This window comes from Micromonospora sp. NPDC023966, from assembly GCF_040639095.1.
Lineage (GTDB): Bacteria > Actinomycetota > Actinomycetes > Mycobacteriales > Micromonosporaceae > Micromonospora.
Genome location: NZ_JBEZZJ010000001.1, coordinates 320,354 through 342,971, shown reverse-complemented (window position 1 = coordinate 342,971; position 22,618 = coordinate 320,354). Strand labels below are relative to the sequence as shown.

Below are 22,618 nucleotides of genomic sequence, written 5' to 3'. Positions count from 1 at the left end.
GCAGAGTGTGACCCGGCAGGACGCAGGACGCACATTGCGGAAGCGGGGAGTGGATCATGAAGCGCACATTGGGACGGAGCGGGATCGAGGTCAGTGCGCTGGGCATGGGCTGCTGGGCGATCGGCGGCCCGTACGCCGGTGGCGCCAACCAGTACGGGTGGGGCCGGGTCGACGACGCCGAGTCGACCCGGGCCGTCCGCCGGGCCCTCGAACTCGGCGTCACCTTATTCGACACGGCGAGCAGCTACGGCGCCGGGCACAGCGAGGTGGTGCTCGGCCGGGCGCTCGGTGCCGACCGGGACCGGGTGGTGATCGCCACGAAGTGGGGGTTCACCTTCGACGAGCGGACCCGGGAGGCCGGCGGCACGGACAGCAGCGTCGCGTACCTGCGCAGCTGCCTGGACGGCTCCCTGCGGCGGCTAGGCACCGACCACGTCGACCTCTACCAGCTCCACCTCGGCGACCTGCCGGTCGAGGAGGCTCTCGACCTGATCGAGCCGCTCGAGGACCTGGTCGCCGCCGGCAAGATCCGGGCGTACGGCTGGAGCACCGACGACCCGGAGCGCGCCGCGGCCTTCGCCGCCGCCGGTCCGCACTGCACGGCCGTTCAGCACGACATGTCGGTGCTGGCCGACCGGCCGGCGATGATCGAGCTGTGCGAACGGGCCGGGCTGGCCAGCATCAACCGGGGACCGCTCGCCATGGGCCTGCTCAGCGGCAAGTACGCCGACGGTCGCACGGTGGCCCGGGACGACGTGCGGTCGCAGAGCTACGACTGGATGACCTACTTCCGCGACGGCGCCGGGGCGCCCGAGTGGCTGGCCCGGGTGGAGGCCCTGCGGGAGGTGTTCGCCACCGGCGGCCGTACGCCCACCCAGGGCGCGCTGGCCTGGCTGTGGGCGCGCAGCGCGACCACCGTCCCGATCCCGGGGTTCCGCACCGTCGCCCAGGTCGAGCAGAACGCCGGCGCGCTCACCCACGGCCCGCTGCGGCCCGACGAGTTCGCCGCCGTGGAGGACCTGCTGGCCGACCTCCGCGTTGCTACCGTCGCCTGATGCCTGAACTCGAACGGCTCGCCGCCCACCATGCGCCGGCGTTGCTCCGCTTCGAGCGGGTGAACCGGGCGTACTTCGCCCGGTTCGTACGGGACCGGGGCGACGACTACTTCGACGAGTTCGCCGACCGGCTGGCGGACCTGCTGATCGAGCAGGACACCGGCGGATGCCACTTCCACGTCCTGGTCGACGAGCACGGCACGGTGCTGGGCCGGTTCAACCTCGTCGACGTCGCCGACGCCAGCGCCGAGCTGGGCTACCGGGTGGCCGAGCGGGCCACCGGGCGCGGCCTGGCCCAGGAGGGAGTCCGCCGGGTCTGCGCGCTGGCCCGCGAGGAGTACGGGCTCCGCCGACTGGTCGCCTCGGCCGCGCTGGCGAACCCGACCTCCCTGGCGGTGCTCCGGCGGACCGGGTTCGTGCCGGTCGAGGAGGTGCTGCTCGGCGGCGAGCCCTGCCTGCGGCACGTCCTCGACCTCTGATCCCGGGCCGACCGATGAGAATCGGGGGCGGGGCAGGTCCATACCGGTGACCGACTCGGACGCCCGAAGGAGACCGCCCCGATGGCAACTCCCACCTTCCGCACCGCCCTGCCACCGATCGTCGACCGGGAGACCTGGCTGCGCGAGCGTGACCACCTGCTGGCCCGGGAGAAGGCGCACACCCGCGAGGGCGACGCGATCGCGGCCGCTCGCCGCCGGCTGCCGATGACCCCGGTGCCGCCCGTCACCGTGCAGGGCCCCGGCGGTGAGACGCCGCTGCTGGACGTCTTCGAGGGCCGCCGGATGCTGATGGCCTACTTCCACATGTGGCACGACGGCAAGCCGTTCGAGGACCAGTGCGAGGGCTGCACCTTCTCGACCTGCCACATGGAGATGCTGGACTACCTGCACGCCCGGGATGTCACCTACGCCGTTTTCTGCCAGGGCTCGTACGCCGAGAGCGCCCCGTTCGCGGAGTTCATGGGCTACCCGTTCCCCTGGTACTCGGCCCGGGACTCCGACCCGGCGCTGGTGGCCGGCCGAGACTTCGGGCTCATCGTCTGCTACCTGCGCGACGACGACCAGGTCTACGAGACCTACTGGACCACCGGGCGCGGCGTGGAGGCGCTCATGACCAGCTACCACGCCCTCGACCTCACCGTGTACGGGCGGCAGGAGCACTGGGAGGACTCACCGGAGGGGTGGCCGAAGGTCAGCGGACACCCGTGGCGTCTCGACGGCCGCCCGGTCGCCCAGTGGGGCCGCCCGGGCGTCGCGGCGACGGGGGGATCCTGCTGCGGGAAGTGATCGAGGGCTAGGCGCGGCTACCGTCAACGGAATGATCGAGGAGCTGACCCGGCGATATCTGCACACCGTCGACGAGGCCCTGCCCGGCTACGTGCGAGGGCTCTACGTCGTCGGGTCCGCCGCGCTCGGCGCCTGGCAGCCCGGCGCCAGTGACGTCGACACGGTGATCCTGACGTCGCGCCCGCCGACCGGTGACGACCTGGCCCAGCTCGCGCGGATCCATGCCGGAATGCCTCGGTCACCCCACTTCGACGGGGTCTATCTCGAACCCGCGCTGGCCCGGTCCTGGCCGACCGACGGCCGGGTCGTCCCGTACGTGGTCGATGGCGAGTTGCGGACCGACCAGCCGTGCGGCGAGCTGACCCCGGTTCTCTGGCTGACCCTGCAGCGCTACGGCATACCGGTGCGCGGCCCGGCCGTCGCCGAGCTGGGGGTACGGGTCGACCCGGAGCAGCTCCGCCGATACAACCTCGACAACCTGCGGGAGTACTGGCAGACCAGCGTGACCCTGTTCCGGGCGGAACTCGGCGGCGTGGCCCCCGCCACCGTCGTGGACGGCGGCATCGTGAGCTGGTTCGTGCTGGGACCCGCGCGGCTGCACTACACGCTGGCCCACGCCGACGTCATCTCGAAGGCCGCGGCGGGCGACCATCTCGCGGCGCTGTTTCCCGAGTACGCCCAGCTCGCGCAGCGGGCCGTCGGCTGGCGTGCCGGCGAGGCGGAGCAGTTCACCGCCGCCGATCTGGTCGTCGCGTGCGACAGCGTGAACGCGGTGGCCGAGGACGCCTGGCGTCGCTTCGGCGCGTGAGGCCGCCCGCAGCGGCCGGTGCGCCTCGGCCACCGGGCACACCCGACCGCGACGACAGGGGTTGCGGTGATCGCCTTCTAGAAGATCGAATGCCGGTGTGAGCAGGTCCGCGGAAGTCGTTGTGCTGGCCGCCGACGCCCATGAGGTCATGGCCCCGCTGACCCGGGACAACGACGGCACCCGGCCGTGGAACAACATCTTCGTGCCGATAGAGAGCGAGTGGCCAGGTACGTTCGGCCGCGGCTGGGCCGCTGAATTCACCCACCGGCACCATTGGGCGGAGCTGCTGGACTACCTGCAGGCTCTTCCCTGGCCGCGCCCCGAGTCGCTGCAGGTACTGATTCACGACGAGGAGGACGACTGCTTCGGCCTCTGGATGCTGTACGACGGCAAGCTCATCGAGGTACCCCTGCCCCACACCGAGCGACACACGAAGCCGAGACCGGGGCCGGGAAGCGATTCGCCGGAGATGAGCTACCTCCACCGGACAGACCTCACATCTTCGGAGGGTTGATGCGTGTCGTTCGGCTGATTCAGGTCACCCTCGTCGCCCTGCTCGCGATCGCCGTCGTCGCTGGCTTCCGTGATGCCCGAGACCAAGCGTCACGAGCCCGCGGCGAGCACGACCGCCCGCCGGAGCAGTTGGTACTCGGCCCGACTGGCATCGGCGAGCTGAAACTCGGCATGTCGAGCCAGGAAGCGACCGCCACCGGTGACCTTCGGTATCCCGTCGACTGGGCCGGCAACTCGACCTGCAGCATCCAGACCGCCGGCGGAGTGAGCATCCACTTCTCCCGACACCACGGCCTGGCTGTGCTCAGCGGGCCCGAACAGACGCGCACACCGGAAGGCATCCGAGCCGGCGCATCCGTGGCCGAGGTGTTCGCCGCGTATCCGAGGTTGACTCACCCTGAAGCCGGATCCCCGCAGGAACAGGTGCAGCTGGTCGGATACCTCGCCGCACCGGTGCCGACCAACCGGGACGCCGTCTACATCTTCATCTTCGCCCTCGGCGGTACCTCACCGGACACCGCCCGGCTCCAGCTCATCCTGCTCAGCCTGCGTGAGCAGGGCGAGGAGTGCACCCACGCCGGATGAGCAATTCGTTCTAGCGGCCTCTGGTGACCGCTGGCCCCGTCGTTCGGGCCCCACCCCTGCCGGCGATTGTGGGTGGAGCTATGACGGTCGTGCGACGGGAGCATTCGACTCGGATGCCTGCTCGCAGTCATCCGAGCACTTCACGTGTCAGCTGGTCGTAGTGGGATGTACTGCGACTTGCCGGCACCTCGCTGCCGGGACGGTGCCGCCGTTCGCGGACGACGACGCGGCGTGCGCTTTGCCGGGTTCAAGCCTGCGTCAGCTGACCCCGCTATGCAGCACAGTTCGCCAACTACTGGTTGCAGTGGCGGCTCGGCGTGGCGGTACTGGGTCGATGGAGAGCCGCTTGCGGCTGACACCCTCGGGCACGCCTACAGTGCAGCCGTGGCTCCCCAATTCGACCACTGGACGGACCACATCGGCGCAGTGGTCACCTCCGCCTTCGGTTCGGCAAAGGAGACCGGGCAACTCGTAGGCCCGTTCGATCTCACGGTTGCGCTTCTCATGTACGACCATGGCAACGTCGCGCGGTGGCGACGTGAATACGGCTTCGATGCCAGCCGGGCGATCGCAGCATTGGGCATCACGCCAGGGAACGGAACGTGGTCTTCCGAGGTGCGATTCGACAACCATGCGCGCCGGGTCCTAGCTGCGGCAATCAGACTCGCCGCCCGTGGCGGTGCGGGACACGTCGGCACCGAACACCTCCTCGCCGCACTGCTCGCACACGGACCCACCGCGGTGATCTCGGCATTCGAGGAGCAAGGCGTAACGGCGGAAACCGTCGCGCGGTACGTCACGAATTTGAACGGTGTGGCTGGCGCCGAAAGACTCATGGCCGCGCCCGGCTGGGGTGCTCGGCGGGCGTGGAGGCGCCTGGGTCGTTCCACAACACCGGGGAATTCGTGGCGAGGGGCCCTGTTTGCGGCCAGCACCGTCGTCGCGCTCGCGGTGATCTTCGTCGGCTGGAGCATGTTCTAGGCCAGGGGTACGGGACCCATCCTGCGGAGACCTCCTCGTCTCGGGCACGCCGTCGATCCTCTGGCTCGCGCAAGGCGGTCGTGGGTAAAGTCGCTCCCTTCAACAGGTGCGCCCGGGGCACCCGAGGCGTGAGCCGAACCGGTGGGAGTAAGAGGCGGCGTGGGGAGACCGCACGCGTGGCATGCGACCGGCGCCCTGAGTAGACCCCACCGGACCCGGCACCCTTCAAGGTTCCTCGTCCCGGAAGATGATCGGCGGGCGGTGAACTGCCGGTGAGCCCCTGCTGAGCTGCTGCAGCAATCCGCCGTCGTCCGAGTCCGTCCGTCGCGTGCACCGATCGTCACTCAGTTGGCCACCCATGTGCAGAACCAGAAGCGCCGCATCGCCGCAGGAACCCTCGCTGAGAATGGCGCCTACGCCCTGGACCTCTGGCCAGAGGCATTCATCGCTGCTGTCGATACTGCTCTTGACGCCTATGAAGCAGACGTACGTTCGTTCTCGTCACCGCCCGATGACAAGGTCTTCGCATCGGTCAAGCGGGTCGTCATGGCTCTCAACGCGATCGACGAGGAACACGGGAGCAGGATCGAGACGGGCGAGCGCGAGGAACTGTGTGAATACATCGATGATGTCCTGACAGATGCGGGCATTGATGCCGATGGTCTTACCTCCCGGCGAAACATCGACCGGGCAGAACTTACCGACGAATGGCGCGACTGGTGAGGCATTGATCCAGTCAGGGAAGCCTCGCCATCCCGTCGCCGTCGACCCGCCCTTGTGGAAGCGGGCCGCCGGGGCCCCACGTCAAGACAGCCTTGACGCACGGACGGACGCTGGCGGCCCCGGCTGTGGTCTGCTCGGCTCGTCCCGGGTCGGCGGCGGTGTGATGGCCTACCGCAACCACCCACGGAACCGCAGGCCGCCGACGGAGCCCCGGCCATCCTGAAGCCGGAGCGCCCCCGCCGGAGGCGCTCTAGCCGCCCGCGGCCGGCGTCCGCTCTCCCACACCGCGCGGGCTCGTGGCCGCGCGGCCCGGCCGGCTGTCGGCCCAACCCTCACCCGTCAACGGCCTGTCGTTCCGCGGCGGCCCACCGGGCTCTCCGCTGTCCGCGCCAGCCGCCGGGCATCAGGCGTGACGGCCGCAGAGCGACAGCGGCAGCGGCCGGCGCGCGCCCAGGCGGCGGCGCGCGCCCGTCAAGGCCGCCTTGAAGACGTACAGAACTTTGAACAAGTCGCCGGCAGCTGGCCGGTCGTACTCCGCGTGATGTGTTAGACGGTGGCTTCAGTTGATGGGCCGAAGGGGCCCTGCGCATGCCGGATAGGGACCGTGACGCCGAGTAAAGCCATTGCGAGTGGCCGGCATCGGATGTCTGGTTGATCGGCCACCAATCACAGGAGGGAAGGTGACGCCCATGTCGCTGCCCACCCCCACGCTGCACACCACTCGCCTTACGCTGCGTCCCTTCGACGACGCGGATGCGGACGATCTCTTCGCGCTGCACAGCAACGCCTACGTGCTGCGCTACTGGGACGCGCCGCCGTGGAACGATCGCGTGCGCGCCGAGCGGTTCATCACGGCTTGCCGGCAGATGGCAGAGGGGGGCACTGGGGCGCGGCTGGCCGTGGATCGTGTCTCGGACGGGGGGTTCATCGGCTGGTGCAGCCTGAGCCGGTGGAACCCGGACTACCGCAGCGCATCGCTGGGCTACTGCTTCGACGATGCAGCGTGGGGCCACGGCTACGCGACGGAGGCCGCGCGCGCCTTGCTGCGGTGGTCATTCGACACGCTGGACCTGAATCGAGTCCAGGCCGAGACCGATACACGCAACGTGGCATCTGCCCGCGTGCTGGAGAAGCTCGGGTTCGTGCGTGAGGGGACGTTGCGGGAAGACTGCGTCGTGAACGGCGAGGTCTCCGACTCGTGGGTCTACGGGCTGATCAGGCGGGAGTGGCGACCGTCGTCCGAGCCGGTGCCCGCCCGCTGAGTCCTCTCTCCCTCCCGCGACGTCGCCCGGCATCCGGGTGCTTCGCTTTTCACGACCTGCGGCACACCGGCAATACGCTGGCGTCCCAAACCGGGGCGACCCTGGCCGACCTGATGGCCCGGATGGGCCATGCCTCGACCCGGGCGGCGATGATCTACCAGCACACCGCCCGCGAGCGCGACGAGCACATCGCCGACGCGCTCAGCTCGCACATCAAGCAGAGCAGGTGATCGGGCACGTAGCGGGCACGGCCAGCGCAAGAAGCGGTAGCAACGACTGAGCCCCCAGCCAGGAAACCTGTCCTGAGCTGAGGCCTCGCGGTGGAGCGGGTGGCGGGAATCGAACCCGCACTGTCAGACCCGAAAATCCAACGGTGAGTGGGCAGGCGGCAGCACCCGGCGGAGCGTAGCGGAGCCGGGTTTGTAGGCGGGTGGGTCAGGCGGCTTCGGGTTCGGCGATGATGGCCTTGCCGTCGCGGATAGTGATCTTTTGACCGGTGACTGCCTGGAGTTGCGTGGCGAGGTTTCGGGCCCTGCGCTGTTTGTCGATGCGCGTGTCGAAGTGGTCGGCGCCGAGGTCGCGGAACCGGACCGCGGGGTCGGACAGCAGGTGGTAGACGATGACCAGGACCGCATTGCCGGTGGCCACGGTCGCCTTCTGTTTGCCGCGACGTTTGGCGATGCGTCGGTGTCGTGCGCCGAGGAAGGTGTCGGTCCGGCAGGCGCTGCCAGCGATGTTGCCCAGGGTGGCGGCCAGCCACGGGCTGCCTTTTGCTCGGCCCTTGTTCTTCTTCTTTCCGGCGGACTCGTGGGTCTGCGGGCAGAACTTGGCCCACGACACCAGGTGCGCGTCGGAGGGGAAACGGCTCATGTCCACGCCCACCTCGGCGATCAGTTCCTGCGCGGCGGTGGGGCCAACTGCGGTGATCTCACCCAGCTGCGCCACCTGATGAGCGAACGGGGCGACAGCCTCGGTGATCCTGGTGTCCAAAGCGGCGATCTGTGCGCTGAGCCGGTCGATGTTGTCCAGCATCATCGCCAGGATGGTGGCGTGGTGATCGGTAAAGAACCCCCGCAACGCCTCCTGCAGCTGCGCGATCTTGACGCGCAGCCGACCCCTGGCCATCTGAGCGAGGACCGTCGGGTCGCGCTGGCCATCGATGAGCGCTTGAAGTATCAACCGCCCGGATACCCCGAACACGTCGCTCACCACCGAGGTGATCTTGATCTGGGCGTCTTCGAGCAGTTTCTCCACCCGCTGCATCTCCCGGGTGCGGTCGCGGATGAGCGAACGCCGGTAGCGGGTCAGATTGCGCAGCTCCCGGATGGGTTTGGGGTGCACCAGCGACGGCCGGCACATGCCCCGCTCGGCGACCTTGGCCAACCACACCGCGTCGGCCTTATCGGTCTTGGCCCGCCCGGGCACGTTCTTCACGTCGCGGGCGTTAACCAGCCAGCACTCGAAGCCCTCGGCCTCGAGCAGATAGTAGACACCCTTCCAGTAGTCGCTGGTTGACTCCATCACGACCCGGGTGACGCCCCAGCGGCGGAACCAGTCCGCCATCTGCAGCAGCCTCGACGTGGTGGTGGCAAAGCCGCGTACCTCCTGCATGCGCCGGCCCGGCCTGGACTCGTGTGGAACCCGCACGCACGCCTCCAACACCGCCTTACCCAGATCGAGTGCGGCAACCCGCTCGACGTGTAAGTCCTGCTCGTCGACCTCTTCCATGACACTCTCCCGTGGGGGTTGGGACGGGGAAAGGGTCACCCGCGGGAGCCGGCGGGGAAGATGAAGAGTCGGACCCTCGTGCTCGTAGCAACAATGCGCAGCCCCTCGAAGCGGCTCCCAGCGTCAAACAGCTTGACGGCCTCACCTGCGCCATGAAAGTACCGACGTCGGCGGGCGACCACCTCGATTTTCCCGCATGCGCGGCGCCCCGAAGGGACCCGGAAACAGCTTGGGAACCGCACAAGATCGGCTGTAAAAGCAGCCGGACGCCTGCTCAACGCGGTCCCGCGCGGCCTGGTTTGACCCCCGATGACACCACCTTGCGGCCCGTGGATGGCCCGGCCTGCCCTCCAATCCGCAGCTTCGGCGAGGCGGTCCGAGCTCGTGCGTTGCAATGTCGGCACCGGCCTTTCCTCGTTTAGGGCTGGACGTCGTTGGAAAGGTTGATCCGGATCCCCGTGTTGCGGTATCCGGCGCGACCGAAAGCGGCCGCCATAGGCGCGTTACCCATGTCGGTGGTGGCGGTGATGCACGACTCCCCGTTGGTCGCGTGAAGGCGGGTGATCTCGGCGAGCACCTCGTCCACGTAGCCGCGCCCGCGGAACTCCGGCACCACCCCGAGATAGCCGACGTTCACGTTGTACGAGGTCGCGGAGGGAATCGCCATGCCCGCCACCTCACCCTCGCGCGTGTAGGCGATCCGCCACCACTCCCGCTTGCCCGGCGCCCTGAGATAGAAGTCCATCTCTTCGCGCGCGGTCGCGTCCACGCCCTTGGCGGCCAGGTTCGCACGGGTCTGGGCGTCCAGGCTGCCCTCGGCGATCCTCCTGAACACCGCGAGGAACTCCTCGTCGGAGGCCTCGGTGAACCGCAGCCTGCCGGCCACGGGGGGCATCCCGTCGGCGGGTGCCCACTCGAACTGCAGCCGCTCCACCTCCCGGGTGAGGCCCGCCGCATGCGCCGCCGCCCGCCGCCACTCCACGGCCGCCGAGGTGGCCGGATCGTCGCGCCAGCCACCGGTGACCTTGATCCTGTACTGCACCGGCTCCGGGAACCCGGCCAGCGCGGCCCTGATTAGCTCGGCGGCGACGGCGGCACGGTCGCCCACGGCAGGATCCACGTCGAGGCAGTCGAGCGCGACCGGATGCGGGCTGCCCTTCGGCCCCCACCACAATGCCCGTCCCACGACCTGGCCGTCGTGCTCGGCGATCCATGTCCATTCCGGCCGGTACATGTCCTCGGTCAGTTCGGCCAGGTAACGGTCGGCGGAGATCCACCCAACGGGCTCGGTCACGATCCACGGGGTCACGCGGTCGAGGTCTGCGGGGGCGGTAGCGCGGTAGGAGATCACGTGCAGAGGCTACGTCGCGAAGCTCAGCACCATGATTCGCACGGGCCGAGGGGGCTCCTCTCGCCCCACAGGTTGACGACCTCCTGCCGTCGACCACGAGTTGACGCCTCCCGTGCGGAGCTGCCGCCCCGACCCAGGGCTGGGGCGACACCCCGGTCCCGCCCACCTACTCGCGCCGGGGACCCCTTCTGAGCAGCGCGAGCGAGATCATGATCACGACGATGCCGAGGCCTTCCAGGAGGGTCGGCGCCTGCAGGAGCAGGTCCTCCGTCGCGTACCCGTCCGGCGTGGCAGCCCGGGTCGGATCCGCCCGGTCGACGCGTACCGCGAGTACGTCCCCGACGTGGAACTCACTCTCGTCGAGTTCGCTGGAGAACCGCTCCCGGTGCCGCACGCCGTCGAACGTGTAGTCCACGGTCAACCTCGTGGCGGCGAACGAACGGCTGATCTTGAACCGTTCGACGTGGACCACCCGGCCGGTCGTCTCGGCGCCGACGCGTACCCGCTCGTCGATCGCCGCAGTCAGCCGAGCGTCGAGCAGGATCCCGCCGCCGATCAGAAGGGTGCCCAGGACAACTGCCAGGACCAACCCCAGCTCCCGTCGGCCGAACGGGCTCGCCATTCCCGGCCCTCCCCGCGTCTCGGTTCGCATCGGTCAGTCGGTGGGTGGGACGAGTGCGTTGTAGAACGTCCCGACGCCGAGCGCAAGAGGGCCAAGAAGCCGGTGGCCGTCCCCTCGGACAAGGCCGAGGGCAAGGGCAAGGAGGCCGGTAAGAAGCGTGGCTAGTGGCCCGTGGATGGCCAATCGGGCGCAGGTGGCCCGTGGAACATCGAAGGCCCTGACCGGGATTGACGTCCTGACCAGGGCCTTTCGCGTGGAGCGGGTGACGGGAATCGAACCCGCACTGTCAGCTTGGGAAGCTGATGTTCTGCCATTGAACTACACCCGCAGGCGGCACCACTGTACCTGAGGTCACCGCCTCCCTGCACCCAGGTACCCCCGGAGCCGGATCACGCGCCGCAACCAGCCCGAAACGATCTTGCAACGGCCGGGGCGTCGACCAGCAGCAGAAAGTTTCACCACGGCAACATATGGTCGTTCTCAAATTCTTCGATGGGATGTAACGTCTCCCACACGTTTCCGACCCGGCGTGACACACCCCCTGGCACGCCGTTCGAAAGAGGTGGGCCCATGGGACTCCGTCCCAACCTGCTGACCCGGCGTACCGCCGGCGTCGCGTCGACGACCCTCGCGCTGCTGCTCAGCACCGCTGCCGTAGGCGTCGTCCCCGCAGCATCGGCCTTCTCGGCCGCCCCGTCCGGCTCCTGCGTCGAGCCGGCCGACGTCCACTCCGACGCCCGCGTGAAGAAGGGTGGACACGCCAAGCTGGACCCGAACGAGCTGACCGCCAAGCAGGTCCGCGAGCGCGACGCCGACCTGGCCGCGGCGCTGCGTGAGCGGGCCAACTTCCGCACCGGCGCCGGGGCCACCACGCTGGCGACGGTGACCATCCCCGTCGTCGTCCACGTCATCCAGCGGGACAGCACCCGGGCCGGCGGCAACATCCCGGACTCGATGGTCACCCAGCAGATCGACGTGCTGAACAAGGCGTACAGCGGTGCCACCGGTGGCGCCCCGACCGCCTTCAGCTTCCAGCTCACCAAGGTGCACCACGTCACCACGCCGCCTGGTACCCGATCGTCCAGGGTTCCTCCGCCGAGCGCTCGATGAAGACCTCGCTGCGCGAGGGCGGCAAGAACACGCTCAACATCTACCTGGGCGAGCTGAGCGACGACCTGCTCGGCTGGGCCACCTTTCCGCAGCGCAAGCTGAACAGCATGGACGGTGTGGTCGCGCTGAGCGAGTCGCTGCCGGGCGGCACCGCGACCAACTACAACCAGGGCGACACCGGCACCCACGAGATCGGCCACTGGCTGAACCTCTACCACACCTTCCAGGGTGGCTGCTCCGGCTCGGGTGACAGCGTCTCCGACACCCCGGCCGAGGGCTCGCCGGCCTTCGAGTGCCCGACGGGCCGGGACACCTGCACCACGGCGGGCCTGGACCCGATCACCAACTTCATGGACTACACCTACGACTCGTGCATGTACCAGTTCACCCCTGGTCAGGCGAGCCGCATGCTGACCGCGTGGAACGCCTACCGCGCGGCCTGACCGTCGCGCACCACAAGCTGGTGCCGGTTCCGTCCTCGGACGGGACCGGCACCAGCTTTTTGAGTAGGGCTAGGCCGCGGGGCGGCGGGTGTCGAAGCCGTGCCGGCCACGCCGGCCTTCCGAGGCCAGGGGGTCATGTCGGACCGGGGCGGTCGCCCGCGGGTCGAGCCAGACCCGCACCTCCGGCCGGCCGCCGGCGGGGCGAACCACCTGGTCGCGCCGGGTCAGCATCGCCACGTCGACGGTGAACTCGAACAGCCGCCAGTCGCCCTGGGGCGCGGCCCGGCCGATCCGGGCCACCCGCGCCACGGTCGCCGGATCGGTCACCGGGTGGGCCCGGCCGGCCACGTAGGCCTCGTCGTCGCTCTCCTCCGGCGGGAAGGAGTGCAGCGCGTAGCGGCCGTCGCGTTCGAGGTCGCGACGCTTGGGCGAGTCGATGACGAAGCACCAGAGTCCGTCGTCGGTGATGACCGGGGAGACCGGGTGCACTCGCGGGCCGCCGTCGGCGCGGACCGTGGCGAGGTAGCCGAAACCCGGCCCGTACTGCTGCAACAGGAGGCGGATCTCGTCGGCGAGTCGGGGCTCGTCGGCGGCGAATTCGGACCAGGAAGCCATGCGGACATTCTATCGAACAGGTGTACGAAGATGTAGTCCGACACGCAGGTCACCCGTACCGGTCGCTATGGTGTTCCGATGCTGCTCTCCGACCGCGACCTGGTCTCCGAGATCAAGGCGGGCACGCTCGCGCTGGAGCCCTTCGAGCCCACGCTGGTGCAACCGTCCAGCATCGACGTACGTCTGGACCGGCTGTTCCGGGTCTTCAACAACCATCTCTACACGCACATCGACCCGGCCGTGCAGCAGGACGACCTCACCTCGATGGTGGAGGTGCCCGAGGGCCAGCCGTTCGTGCTGCACCCCGGCGAGTTCGTGCTCGCGTCCACGCTCGAGGTGATCTCGCTGGGCGACCAGCTCGCCGGGCGCCTGGAGGGCAAGTCCAGCCTGGGCCGGCTCGGCCTGCTCACCCACTCCACGGCCGGTTTCATCGACCCGGGTTTCTCCGGTCACGTCACGCTGGAGCTGTCCAACGTGGCGAACCTGCCGATCACCCTCTGGCCGGGCATGAAGATCGGCCAGCTCTGCATCTTCCGGCTCTCCTCGCCGGCCGAGCACCCGTACGGCTCGGCGGTCTACGGGTCCCGCTACCAGGGGCAGCGCGGACCGACCCCGAGCCGGTCCTGGCAGAACTGGCGCACCTGGCCGACCCGCTGACGGAGCCGGACGCCGTGACGGCGCAGGGGCCCCCGCGACGCGGGAGCCCCTGCGGACCGGTCAGCCCGGGCGGCCGTAGCTGTTGATCTGGCCGTCGTCGACGCGTTTCATCGTGATCGGCTTGCCGGACTGGGAGGCGTGCACCACCCAGCCGTCACCGACGTACATGCCGACGTGGTGCAGGTCGCTGTAGTAGAAGACGAGGTCACCGGCGCGCAGCTCGCTCCGGCTCACCCGCCTGGTCACGTCGTGCTGCTGCCGGGCGTTGTGCGGCAGCGAGACGCCGGCCTTGGCCCAGGCCGCCATGGTGAGCCCGGAGCAGTCGTAGTGGTCGGGGCCGGCGGCGCCCCAGACATAGATCTTGCCAATCTGGGCGCAGGCGAACTTGACCGCGACGCCGGCCGGACCACCGGGGTAGCCGGCGGGACAGGGCGCGGGGCGCAGCGGACCGCCGCCGCCGTTGCCGTAGACCTTGAGACGGAGCTTCTGGAGCTTGACGATCTCGGCGTCGATCTGCTTCTTCTTCGCCGCGAGCTGGGCCTCGGTACGGGCCAGGTCGCTGATCATCTCGTCCAGCGGCCGCTTCTTGGCGGCCAACTGGTCGCGCAGCTCGGCGACGGTCCGCACCTGCTCCTGCTGGCGGTTCGCGAAGCGGTCGAGCAGTGCGAGGCCGTCCACCAGCTCGCTCGGCGACCGGCTGCCCAGCAGCGCGTTGACGGTGGAGAGGTTGTTGTCGCCCTTGTAGGCGTCGGCGGCGAGCCCGCCCACCTGACCGAGGGCGGCGTCCACCCGGGCCTGGAGCGGGGCGATCTGCTTGCCGAGCGCGGCGGCCTGCTTGCGCTTGACGGCGAGCTGCTCGCGGGTGGCGTTGACCTGTTCGATGATCGGTTCGAGCTTGTTCCAGTCCTGGTCGATCTGGCGCTCGATCTCGGTGACCGACGGTTCGGCATGGGCCGCCGTGGCGCCGCCGGTCAGGACGACGGCGGTGCCGGCCAGGGCGGCGAGGGCGGTGGTGAAGCGGGACCAGCGGGAACGCGGCACAGCCGTCGACCGGTCGACCGACCGGCTTGACGGTGGCCGCGGGGCATGGTGTGCCACCGGGCTTCCGTACTCCTTCTTCGTGCCCGCCTACCGAGTTAGCTGACGGGTTCGGGCGGGAAGGGAGCCGCCCTACCGCAGTGGCTGCGGATTCACCCCAGTTACCTGGGTCCCCGGCTCGCCCGAAGGCGACTCGGCGGTGTCGGACCGTCACCACCCGGGTTGGTCGGTGAAACAGTCGGCCGACGATTGACCAGAGTAGAGATGGCCGTTACCGATCCGCAACCCGAGACGCCGTGACACTCCGTATGTCGCCCCGATCGTGGATGAAGGTTTTCTTCATGCGAGATTACCTGCTGGAAAGGTATTGACCCGGAGGGTGGGTGGGGCGAGGGTGAGGACGCAGTGACCCCCATCCCTGTCTGGAGGTTCGATGCACCTCTCACCCCCGCCGTCGGGCAGACGGATGCTGCTGGCAGCCGCCGTCGCGGCGGCCACGGCCCTGGTGGCGACCGGCCCGGTGGCCGCCGAACCGCTCACCGCCCAACCCACCACCGACCGTCAGGAGCAGTACGCCGCCGCTGCGGCGGAGTACGGCGTGCCGCAGAGCGTCCTGCTCGGCGTGTCGTACCTGGAGTCGCGCTGGGACACCCACCCGGGCCAGCCGAGCACCAGCGGCGGCTACGGCCCGATGCACCTCACCGATGCCCAGCAGGTCCTCGCGACCCCGGCCAGCGGCCACGTGGACGAGAACGAGGACCCGCGGGGCGACGACTCGCGCCCGCTCACCCTCGACCCGGCCATCGCGGCCGCACCGGCGGATGACGTGCTGCCGCAGGCGTCCCTGCAGACGCTCGACGCCGCCGCGGCGCTCACCGGCCTCACCGAGGAGACGTTGCGGACCGACGCGGCCGCGAACATCCGGGGCGGGGCGGCGCTGCTTGCCTCGTACCAGAAGGAGCTGGGTGCGCCGGTCGGCGCCGGCAGCGACCCGGCGGCCTGGTACGGCGCGGTGGCCCGCTACTCCGGCGCGGACACCGAGGACGCGGCGGCGGCCTTCGCCGACGAGGTCTACGACCAGCTCGGCCTCGGCGCGGCCCGGACCACCGACGACGGCCAGCGGGTGACCCTGGCCGCCACCGCGGTGACGCCGGACCAGTCCGGGCTGCACAAGCTGGGGCTGCGCCGCGCCGAGCGGCCGGACGGCCTGGAGTGCCCGGTGCGGCTCGCCTGCGAGTGGATCCCCGCACCGTACGGGGAGTACTACATCCCTAAGACCCAGACCTGGGACTACGGCAACCACGACATCGGCAACCGGCCGGCACAGCAGAAGCTCGAGTACATCGTCATCCACGACACCGAGGGCTACTTCGGCCCCAGCGTGGGCCAGGTCCAGGACGTGACCTACCTGGGCTGGCACTACACGCTGCGCTCGGTGGACGGGTATATCGCCCAGCACATCAAGGCCAAGGACGTCGGCTGGCACGCCGGCAACTGGTACGTCAACGCCAAGTCCATCGGCATCGAGCACGAGGGCTTCGCCGGGCGCGGCACCTGGTACACCGAGGCGATGTACCGGGCCTCGGCCAAGCTGGTCCGCCACCTGGCGCTGAAGTTCCAGATCCCGCTGGACCGGCAGCACATCCTCGGCCACGACAACGTCCCCGGGACCACCGCCGGATTGGTCGATGACATGCACTGGGACCCGGGCCCGTACTGGGACTGGTCGCACTACTTCGATCTGCTGAAGGCGCCGCTCAAGTCCACCGGAACGCCGAACACCGGCCTGGTCACCATCGACCCGGACTACGCGGCGAACAAGCCGGCCTTCTACGGCTGCAACCAGCAGCCCCCGTTGCCACCGGGCCCGGTGCCCCCGGCTGAGCCCTGCCCGCTGCGCGGCTCGTCCTCGGTCATCCTGCGCACCGCGCCGAGCGCGACCGCCCCGCTGGTCAACGACCCTGGGCTGCGGCCGAACGGCACGCCGAACACCATGTACATCTCCGATCACGGCGCCCGCGCCTCCGCCGGCCAGACGTATGCGCTGGCGGACGTGCAGGGTGACTGGACGGCGATCTGGTACCTCGGCCAGAAGGCCTGGTTCTACAATCCGGCCTCGGCGCCCACGGCCAAGTGGGCGGCGGGCTTCGTGGTGACCCCCAAGCCCGGCAAGGCCACCATCCCAGTGTACGGGCGGGCCTACCCGGAGCAGGCGGCCTACCCGTCCTACATCCCGTACCAGACCATCTCGCCGCTGCAGTACACCTTCCCCGCTGGCCAGCGGTACGCGGTCGGCGGCGTCCTGCCGGGCGAGTACTACCGGGCGGTCTCGTTCGACGGTTCCGCCCCGGGTGACCGGACTGTCGTCCGTGGCGAGAACAAGTACGTGCAGGTCCAGTTCGGCCACCGGGTGATGTTCGTCAACCTCGACGACGTACAGATCCTGCCGGCCGCACAGACGTCCTGAGCACACCACTTTCGGCGATCGAGCAAGGGTTCCCGGTTCCACCCGGGAACCCTTGCCGCCGTTCTACGGCAAAAGGCTTCACCTCGTCACCGTCCGTGGCAGGTTCTTTACAGAGCCGCTTGCGAACGGTAAATTCCCATACGTCGATAGATCACGGGGGAGCATCTTCGACACCTGGCGAACCTGCTCGCCCGCGATCGACATGAACGACACCGTCGACGAGGGGAGACACGGTGCGTACAGGAATAGTGGAGGTGGTCCCACTCGCCCTGCTGGGCGTGGTGGCGATGACCGTGTTCATCCGGGCGAAGAGCAGACGCCGCTGGACGTATGTGGCCGGAGGCCTGCTGGCCGGCGCATGGCTGGCGTTGACCGGTGGAGCGGTGTGGGCGATGTCCAGCTCCATGGCCGCCGACCTGCCAGCAAAGGCTACCGAGCCGGGCAATCCGTGTGTATCAGGGGCGCCGGCACGCAGCTTCGACGTCTCACTGATCAACATTCCGATCTTCCTCAACCGCTTTGGCGACGTCGTTCCCGAAGGGCGCATGTATGTCCTCGACGAGAACATCACCACCGTCCGGGCCAACTTCGCCAAGGCCGCCGACCCCAATGACCAGGCGGACCTGATCGAGCCCCTGGTGCTGCGGGCGCACCGGGGCGACTGTGTGACGATCCGGTTCACCAACCGGCTCCACGAAGAAGCGCCGTCGTTTGTCCGGAACGATTCGATCTTCCTGCTTCCTGGCGAGCAGTTGGCGACTGCCGGCACCGTGACGCCGGAGCCGCGTCGATTCGCCCCGGCCCGGACCGTCCCGCACAACGACTTCGACCCAGCGGCCGCGCCGCCGGCGTCCATCCACATGGAGGGCCTGGCATTCGACCCGAAGGGCTCCGACGGCACGGCGGCGGGACTCAACCCCGACTCGACCGTATCCCCCGGCGCCACCGCCACCTACCGGTACTCGGCGGCCGTCGAGGGCGAGTTCCACTTCAACGACGGCGCCGACCTCACCTCCGTCGAGACCGGCGCGGGCAATTCCATCGGGTCGCACTCGTTCGGGGCCTTCGGCGCAATCGTGGTGGAGAAGCCCGGCACCAGTTGGGTGGATGCCCGAGATGGCACCCCGCTCGCTTCTGGGACGCGGGCGGTCATCAAGGACCCCGCGCCCGGCGCACCGGACCACCGGGAGCACGTGATCTTCATGCACGACGAGGTGGAGGCCGCTTCCGGCATCCTCACCCGGTTCTGCCGGAACGGGCAGGACGGGGTGGCCGAGGACCGGGCCAACGGGGAGTGCGTCGACCCGACAGCCGCCGAGCTCACCAAGCTGAAGCAGGGCACCCTGCCCGGCCTCTCCGGCGGGGATGCGGACGCGCTGGTGCAGGGCGAGGTGCCGGTCAAGCTGGAATGGTTCGCGTTCAACTACCGGGCCGAGCCGGGGTTCAACCGGGAGGAAATCGGCTGCCCGGCGGCGACCCGCAACGCGCAGGGGTTCGACGCGAAGGAGTGCCACGGCGAGGAGACCGCGCTGTCCTCCTGGGCGTACGGCGACCCGGGCGGCGGCGACCTGGTCTTCGCGAACTACCGCGGCGAGCCGATGCAGATCCGGCTGCTGCACGCCGCCGAGCGGGAGACGCACACCTTCCACTGGCACGTCAACCGGTGGCCCTTCGACCCGCAGGACGAGGGCGGGCTGGCCGAGGTGAGCAAGCCGACGCATCACATCGGCGTCACCAACATCCTCGATGTGCAGGCAGTCTCCCCGGGGGCGCACTACGCGCTCATACCGGAGGGCGGCGCCGGTTCCTCGCATGACAGCAAGCCGGCGACGTTCGGTGATGTGATCTTCCATTGCCACCTCTACCCGCATTTTGCCAACGGCATGTGGGCGTTGAATCGGACCCACGACAAGCTGGAGGACGGCACGCGGACGCTGCCGGACGGCACGACCGTGCCGGCCCTGCTGCCGCTGGAGGACTTCGACTACCAGCCAGCGGTCGCCGGGGTGAACCCACCGCCCGCGCCGACGGAGGCGAAGCCGGGCTACCCGCACTTCGTGCCCGGCAAGTTCGGTTTCAAAGCGCCGAAGCCGCCGCTCGGCGTGGCGAGCCGCCAGGCGAGCGGGGTGTTCCCGCCCACACAGAAGGAGAAGGACGCGGCTGACCCGGGCGCCCAGGTCCCGGGCGGCTTCTTCCAGAACCCCTGCCCGGCCACGCGATCCGACGGTCAACAGACTCCGGTGAAGAACTTCGACGTTGCCGCCATCCAGGTCGCGCAGTTCTACAACGAAGAGTTGAAATGGAAGAACCCGCAAGCCAGGATCTACGTCCTGCAGGACGATAAACAGGCGGTCCTCGGGGGGCGAAAACCGGAACCGTTCGCGCCGCTGTTCAACGTCGGCGACTGCGTGATCTACAACTTCACCAACGAGCTGCCGGAGAACTTCGGCGGCAACGTCTTCGATCGCGCCCAGGTCACCAACGAGGCGGGCATCCATCAGCACCTCGTCCAGTTCGACGTGCTGACCTCCGATGGCGCGGCCAACGGCTGGAACTACGACCAGGGCGCCGATCGCGGGCAGACCATCACCTACCGGTCGTTCGTGCACGAGGACCTCGCTACCAGCAGCTTCCACGATCACTTCTTCCCGAACGTGCACCAGGACAACGGACTGCTGGGCGGCGCCAGCGTGCATCCAGCCGGGTGCACATACCACAATCCCCAGACAGCGGAGCCGGTGCGGGTCGGAACGGTCGTCGACATCTACTGCGACCCAGGCACCGATTACCACGGCAAGGCGATCGACCACCAGGACTACCGCAACTTCTCGGTCTTCGTGGAAGACCATGTGCCGATGTTCAAGCCGGCCGACCCTAACGATCCGAATGACGACCAGTTCGTGACGCCCGACGGGGTGCCGATCTACCCGCCCAAGTTCCCGTCGAGCCCGGACGATCAGGGTGTGGTGGGACTCAGCTACCGGCTGGAGCCGTTCGAGGGCAGGAAGAATGCTGACCCCTCACGGGTGTACGACACCGATCCGCATGGCGGCCCGTATACAACTCACTTCTTGGCGCACGAGGGAGATCGGGTGAAATGGCGCATCTTCCAACTTTCGCAGGAGGAGTCCCACGGCTTCAGCATCGATCGGTTCCCCTGGAAATCCGAACCACGTGATCCCGAGTCAAACCTGGTTCAGGCCCAGCACCTCGGCGTCCTCGAATACTTCGACATGAACCTCGACCTGGGCGGTGAGTTCGGCTGGCAGGACTGGATACAGACGAGAACGTACGTCTACGGCCTGACCGGATCAGACGACCGGTTCCTGGGGGCCTGGGGACACCTCAGCGTCCTTGACTGCGACGACCCGAAGGGTGAGGGCAATACCGCCATCCAGATGCTTCCCGACACGTGGCAGACGGGTACCGGCTGCACCGGGCTCGGCGGCGGCGAGAAGATCTGCGACGGATCGGTTCCCGGCCCCGGTGTCAAGCAGTTCACGGTGGTGGCGTTCAACCACGACATCGTCTACAACAAGGCCGGCGACCATGATCCGAACGGTGCCATGTTCGCGCTTGAGGAGGACGTGGCTGCCATCCGGTCCGGCGCGAAGCCGGCAGAACCGCTCGTGCTGAGAGCCAATGCCGGTGACTGCATCCAGGTGACCCTGAAGAACCAACTCGATCCGGCCAAGATGAAGCCCTCTTGCTTCGAGGCCACCGAGCCCGGTCAGCTCGGCTGGCGACGAGGGAACGGCAACACCCTTCCGGGCTGCCTGGACCAGCCTCCGAAGGACGAGCGGAACGTGCCGGGCTTCAAGCCCTATCCGGTCAGTTCACGGGTGTCGCTCACGCCGACCCTGCTGAGCTACTACCTCGAATCGCGGGGGACCAACACCGGGGACGATGGAAGACTGCTCGGTGACCTGACCGTCGGAGTCGGCGAGCAGCGGAACTTCAGCTGGTACGCGCCGGAGAACATCACCGGTTTGGCCCTGCTGCAGGACCAGGCCGACCCACTGCACCACGGGCACCACGGGCTCTTCGGCGGCCTGGTCATCGAACCCAAGGGCACGAGTTGGCTCAACCCGAAGGACGGCACCAGCCTGAAATCCGGTACCCAGGCGGTCATCGTCGATCCCAGCGGGAAGGACTACCGGGAGAACGTCGTCCTGCTCAACAGCGACCTGGCCCTGTTCCGGGCCAACGGCACGGACGTCCCCGACAACGTCGACCTGGCGGTCGCGCCGAGCCGGGAGACCGACGACCCCGAGGATTCCGGCGAGGTCGCGGTGAACTACCGCAACGAGCCATGGAACCACCGGTACGCGGCAAGCGATGACGTCGCCACGATATTCAGCAGCTACCCGCACGGCGACCCGAGCACGCCGCTGCTGGAGGCGTACGCGGGCGACAAGACGGTCCTGTGGGTCGGTCAGGCGGTGGGCAAACCAAGATCGACAGGGTTCACCCTGCACGGCCACACCTGGCGGGCGGCACCGAAGGATCCGCAGTCGCAGATCAAGGCATTCCAGGGCGAGTTCAATCCGGGCACCGTGTATCCGGTGGTGCTCGACCCGGACGTGACCGGTGGTGCCGGCGGCCCACGTGCCGTACCCGGGGACTACCTCTACCGGTCCAACAGCCTCTTCCCGCATCTGACGGGCGGGCAGTGGGGGATCTTCCGGGTGTACGGGACGCCCCGAACCGGACTGATCCAGCTTCCGGACCATCCCGTCGGCTGACCGAGCACGGGTGCGGGCGGCCGCGTGGCCGCCCGCACCCCGGAGAGGAACCTCATGACAACTACCTCCAGATGGCGGCTCGTCGAGCCGGTGCCGGACGGACGGCGGCGGAGCCGTCGACCCCCTATGGCGCCGCCGAGGCGCCGGCCCGGATTCCTGGCCGGAGTCGCCACCGGCATGACCATCGCGGTGGCGGTCAGCGGCGTCGCCTTCCTGACCACCAGGCCGGAGGGGCGAGCCGAGGCGGCGGCATCGGCCACGGCACACCCCGACTCCAGCCGTCCGACCGGTTCGATTGCCGCGGTGCTGGACGTCAAGGCCCGACACGTGGGGAATCTGCAGGTACAGATCGAGGTGCAGGCGGTGAGCCCGGGGACGTACCAGCCGATCACGATGGCCCGGATGGTCGCCTGGACGGACATGATCGCCATGCCGACGTCCCACCGGCAGGGGCCGATCACGCTGATGGAGGTCCCCGGCAAACGGGGTACCTACAGTGCCCTCACCAACGTGCCGATGGTCGGGGAGTACGACGTCCGCATCGAGCTCCAGCAGCCGTTACCAGCGGAGGCCCACGAGCGGGTGGACGTGCAGACGGTGGGCCGGACGAGCTGACCCATCGATACGAC

Annotated in this window: 18 protein-coding genes, 1 tRNA gene, 2 pseudogenes and 1 riboswitch; of the genes and pseudogenes, 15 read left to right on the top strand and 6 right to left on the bottom strand. The window is 68.9% G+C overall.

The annotated features are described in order from the left end of the window. The first annotated feature begins 56 nt into the window (after window positions 1-56). The 10 genes and pseudogenes from AB0F68_RS01615 to AB0F68_RS01570 form a co-directional block, all read left to right on the top strand. On the top strand, window positions 57-1,055 hold the full coding sequence (locus tag AB0F68_RS01615; protein ID WP_357332040.1) for an aldo/keto reductase: 999 nt from the start codon (window positions 57-59) through the stop codon (window positions 1,053-1,055). Then, window positions 1,055-1,534: a GNAT family N-acetyltransferase gene (locus AB0F68_RS01610; RefSeq protein WP_357332038.1), complete on the top strand. Its 480-nt coding sequence runs from the start codon at window positions 1,055-1,057 to the stop codon at window positions 1,532-1,534. Before AB0F68_RS01615 ends, AB0F68_RS01610 begins: the two co-directional genes overlap by 1 nt. An 81-nt stretch (window positions 1,535-1,615) precedes the next feature. Then, entirely contained in the window at window positions 1,616-2,341 is a 726-nt protein-coding gene (locus AB0F68_RS01605) for a DUF899 family protein (protein WP_357332036.1), read from the top strand. Window positions 2,342-2,372: 31 nt separating this feature from the next. Continuing rightward, window positions 2,373-3,149 carry a nucleotidyltransferase domain-containing protein gene (locus tag AB0F68_RS01600; protein ID WP_357332034.1) on the top strand — a complete coding sequence of 259 codons (777 nt, stop codon included), beginning with the start codon at window positions 2,373-2,375 and terminating at the stop codon, window positions 3,147-3,149. Between the two features lie 97 nt (window positions 3,150-3,246). Beyond that, on the top strand, window positions 3,247-3,663 hold the full coding sequence (locus AB0F68_RS01595) for a hypothetical protein (protein ID WP_357332032.1): 417 nt from the start codon (window positions 3,247-3,249) through the stop codon (window positions 3,661-3,663). After that, window positions 3,663-4,247: a hypothetical protein gene (locus tag AB0F68_RS01590; protein ID WP_357332030.1), complete on the top strand. Its 585-nt coding sequence runs from the start codon at window positions 3,663-3,665 to the stop codon at window positions 4,245-4,247. The genes AB0F68_RS01595 and AB0F68_RS01590 overlap by 1 nt, the downstream gene beginning before the upstream one ends. A gap of 384 nt (window positions 4,248-4,631) precedes the next feature. After that, window positions 4,632-5,228, top strand: a complete 597-nt coding sequence (locus AB0F68_RS01585; RefSeq protein ID WP_357332028.1) for a Clp protease N-terminal domain-containing protein — start codon at window positions 4,632-4,634, stop codon at window positions 5,226-5,228. Window positions 5,229-5,576: 348 nt separating this feature from the next. Further along, window positions 5,577-5,951, top strand: a complete 375-nt coding sequence (locus AB0F68_RS01580; RefSeq protein ID WP_357332026.1) for a hypothetical protein — start codon at window positions 5,577-5,579, stop codon at window positions 5,949-5,951. A 689-nt stretch (window positions 5,952-6,640) separates the two neighbouring features. Then, window positions 6,641-7,213, top strand: coding sequence for a GNAT family protein (locus AB0F68_RS01575; protein ID WP_357332024.1), 573 nt, complete (start codon window positions 6,641-6,643; stop codon window positions 7,211-7,213). A 47-nt stretch (window positions 7,214-7,260) separates the two neighbouring features. Further along, window positions 7,261-7,483: pseudogene (locus AB0F68_RS01570) on the top strand (site-specific integrase); the annotation flags it as partial. Between the two features lie 165 nt (window positions 7,484-7,648). On the opposite strand, the gene AB0F68_RS01565 reads toward AB0F68_RS01570, so the two are convergent. From AB0F68_RS01565 to AB0F68_RS01550, 4 genes are all read right to left on the bottom strand, one after another. Beyond that, complete coding sequence (locus tag AB0F68_RS01565) at window positions 7,649-8,941, bottom strand: IS110 family transposase (RefSeq protein WP_357332022.1); 1,293 nt, start codon at window positions 8,939-8,941, stop codon at window positions 7,649-7,651. A gap of 418 nt (window positions 8,942-9,359) precedes the next feature. Beyond that, on the bottom strand, window positions 9,360-10,292 hold the full coding sequence (locus tag AB0F68_RS01560) for a GNAT family N-acetyltransferase (RefSeq protein WP_357332020.1): 933 nt from the start codon (window positions 10,290-10,292) through the stop codon (window positions 9,360-9,362). 166 nt (window positions 10,293-10,458) lie between these two features. Continuing rightward, window positions 10,459-10,914, bottom strand: coding sequence for a DUF3592 domain-containing protein (locus AB0F68_RS01555; RefSeq protein ID WP_357332018.1), 456 nt, complete (start codon window positions 10,912-10,914; stop codon window positions 10,459-10,461). 254 nt (window positions 10,915-11,168) lie between these two features. Next, window positions 11,169-11,242, bottom strand: a tRNA-Gly gene (locus AB0F68_RS01550). Between the two features lie 242 nt (window positions 11,243-11,484). Between AB0F68_RS01550 and AB0F68_RS01545 the strand changes: the two are divergent. Beyond that, window positions 11,485-12,467 (top strand): annotated as a pseudogene (locus AB0F68_RS01545) (zinc metalloprotease). 69 nt (window positions 12,468-12,536) lie between these two features. Here the strand turns inward: AB0F68_RS01545 and AB0F68_RS01540 are convergent. Next, entirely contained in the window at window positions 12,537-13,082 is a 546-nt protein-coding gene (locus AB0F68_RS01540) for a pyridoxamine 5'-phosphate oxidase family protein (protein WP_357332016.1), read from the bottom strand. Between the two features lie 78 nt (window positions 13,083-13,160). Here AB0F68_RS01540 and dcd point away from each other — a divergent pair, with 78 nt between their 5' ends. Continuing rightward, window positions 13,161-13,739 carry a dCTP deaminase gene (dcd, locus tag AB0F68_RS01535; RefSeq protein WP_355666607.1) on the top strand — a complete coding sequence of 193 codons (579 nt, stop codon included), beginning with the start codon at window positions 13,161-13,163 and terminating at the stop codon, window positions 13,737-13,739. A 60-nt stretch (window positions 13,740-13,799) separates the two neighbouring features. Here the strand turns inward: dcd and AB0F68_RS01530 are convergent, their stop codons facing one another. Further along, window positions 13,800-14,780: an NlpC/P60 family protein gene (locus AB0F68_RS01530; RefSeq protein WP_357332013.1), complete on the bottom strand. Its 981-nt coding sequence runs from the start codon at window positions 14,778-14,780 to the stop codon at window positions 13,800-13,802. A gap of 68 nt (window positions 14,781-14,848) precedes the next feature. Further along, window positions 14,849-14,986: riboswitch (cyclic di-AMP (ydaO/yuaA leader) on the bottom strand. 224 nt (window positions 14,987-15,210) lie between these two features. On the opposite strand from AB0F68_RS01530, the gene AB0F68_RS01525 reads away from it, so the two are divergent. The 3 genes from AB0F68_RS01525 (at window position 15,211) to AB0F68_RS01515 (ending at window position 22,604) form a co-directional block, all read left to right on the top strand. Then, window positions 15,211-17,244 carry a peptidoglycan recognition family protein gene (locus AB0F68_RS01525; protein WP_357332011.1) on the top strand — a complete coding sequence of 678 codons (2,034 nt, stop codon included), beginning with the start codon at window positions 15,211-15,213 and terminating at the stop codon, window positions 17,242-17,244. Window positions 17,245-17,531: 287 nt separating this feature from the next. Further along, on the top strand, window positions 17,532-21,989 hold the full coding sequence (locus tag AB0F68_RS01520) for a hypothetical protein (protein ID WP_357332009.1): 4,458 nt from the start codon (window positions 17,532-17,534) through the stop codon (window positions 21,987-21,989). A gap of 177 nt (window positions 21,990-22,166) precedes the next feature. Further along, window positions 22,167-22,604 carry a hypothetical protein gene (locus AB0F68_RS01515; RefSeq protein ID WP_357332007.1) on the top strand — a complete coding sequence of 146 codons (438 nt, stop codon included), beginning with the start codon at window positions 22,167-22,169 and terminating at the stop codon, window positions 22,602-22,604. Window positions 22,605-22,618: the final 14 nt, after the last annotated feature.

Excerpts from the sequence above, each read along its gene's own strand:
- AB0F68_RS01515 (WP_357332007.1), top strand. The coding sequence starts at position 22,167 with ATGACCATCGCGGTGGCGGTCAGCGGCGTCGCCTTCCTGACCACCAGG.
- AB0F68_RS01555 (WP_357332018.1), bottom strand. The coding sequence starts at position 10,914 with ATGGCGAGCCCGTTCGGCCGACGGGAGCTGGGGTTGGTCCTGGCAGTT.
- AB0F68_RS01565 (WP_357332022.1), bottom strand. The coding sequence starts at position 8,941 with ATGGAAGAGGTCGACGAGCAGGACTTACACGTCGAGCGGGTTGCCGCA.
- AB0F68_RS01605 (WP_357332036.1), top strand. The coding sequence starts at position 1,616 with ATGGCAACTCCCACCTTCCGCACCGCCCTGCCACCGATCGTCGACCGG.
- AB0F68_RS01600 (WP_357332034.1), top strand. The coding sequence starts at position 2,373 with ATGATCGAGGAGCTGACCCGGCGATATCTGCACACCGTCGACGAGGCC.
- AB0F68_RS01615 (WP_357332040.1), top strand. The coding sequence starts at position 57 with ATGAAGCGCACATTGGGACGGAGCGGGATCGAGGTCAGTGCGCTGGGC.
- AB0F68_RS01540 (WP_357332016.1), bottom strand. The coding sequence starts at position 13,082 with ATGGCTTCCTGGTCCGAATTCGCCGCCGACGAGCCCCGACTCGCCGAC.
- AB0F68_RS01610 (WP_357332038.1), top strand. The coding sequence starts at position 1,055 with ATGCCTGAACTCGAACGGCTCGCCGCCCACCATGCGCCGGCGTTGCTC.
- AB0F68_RS01525 (WP_357332011.1), top strand. The coding sequence starts at position 15,211 with ATGCACCTCTCACCCCCGCCGTCGGGCAGACGGATGCTGCTGGCAGCC.
- AB0F68_RS01575 (WP_357332024.1), top strand. The coding sequence starts at position 6,641 with ATGTCGCTGCCCACCCCCACGCTGCACACCACTCGCCTTACGCTGCGT.
- dcd (WP_355666607.1), top strand. The coding sequence starts at position 13,161 with ATGCTGCTCTCCGACCGCGACCTGGTCTCCGAGATCAAGGCGGGCACG.
- AB0F68_RS01520 (WP_357332009.1), top strand. The coding sequence starts at position 17,532 with ATGACCGTGTTCATCCGGGCGAAGAGCAGACGCCGCTGGACGTATGTG.
- AB0F68_RS01590 (WP_357332030.1), top strand. The coding sequence starts at position 3,663 with ATGCGTGTCGTTCGGCTGATTCAGGTCACCCTCGTCGCCCTGCTCGCG.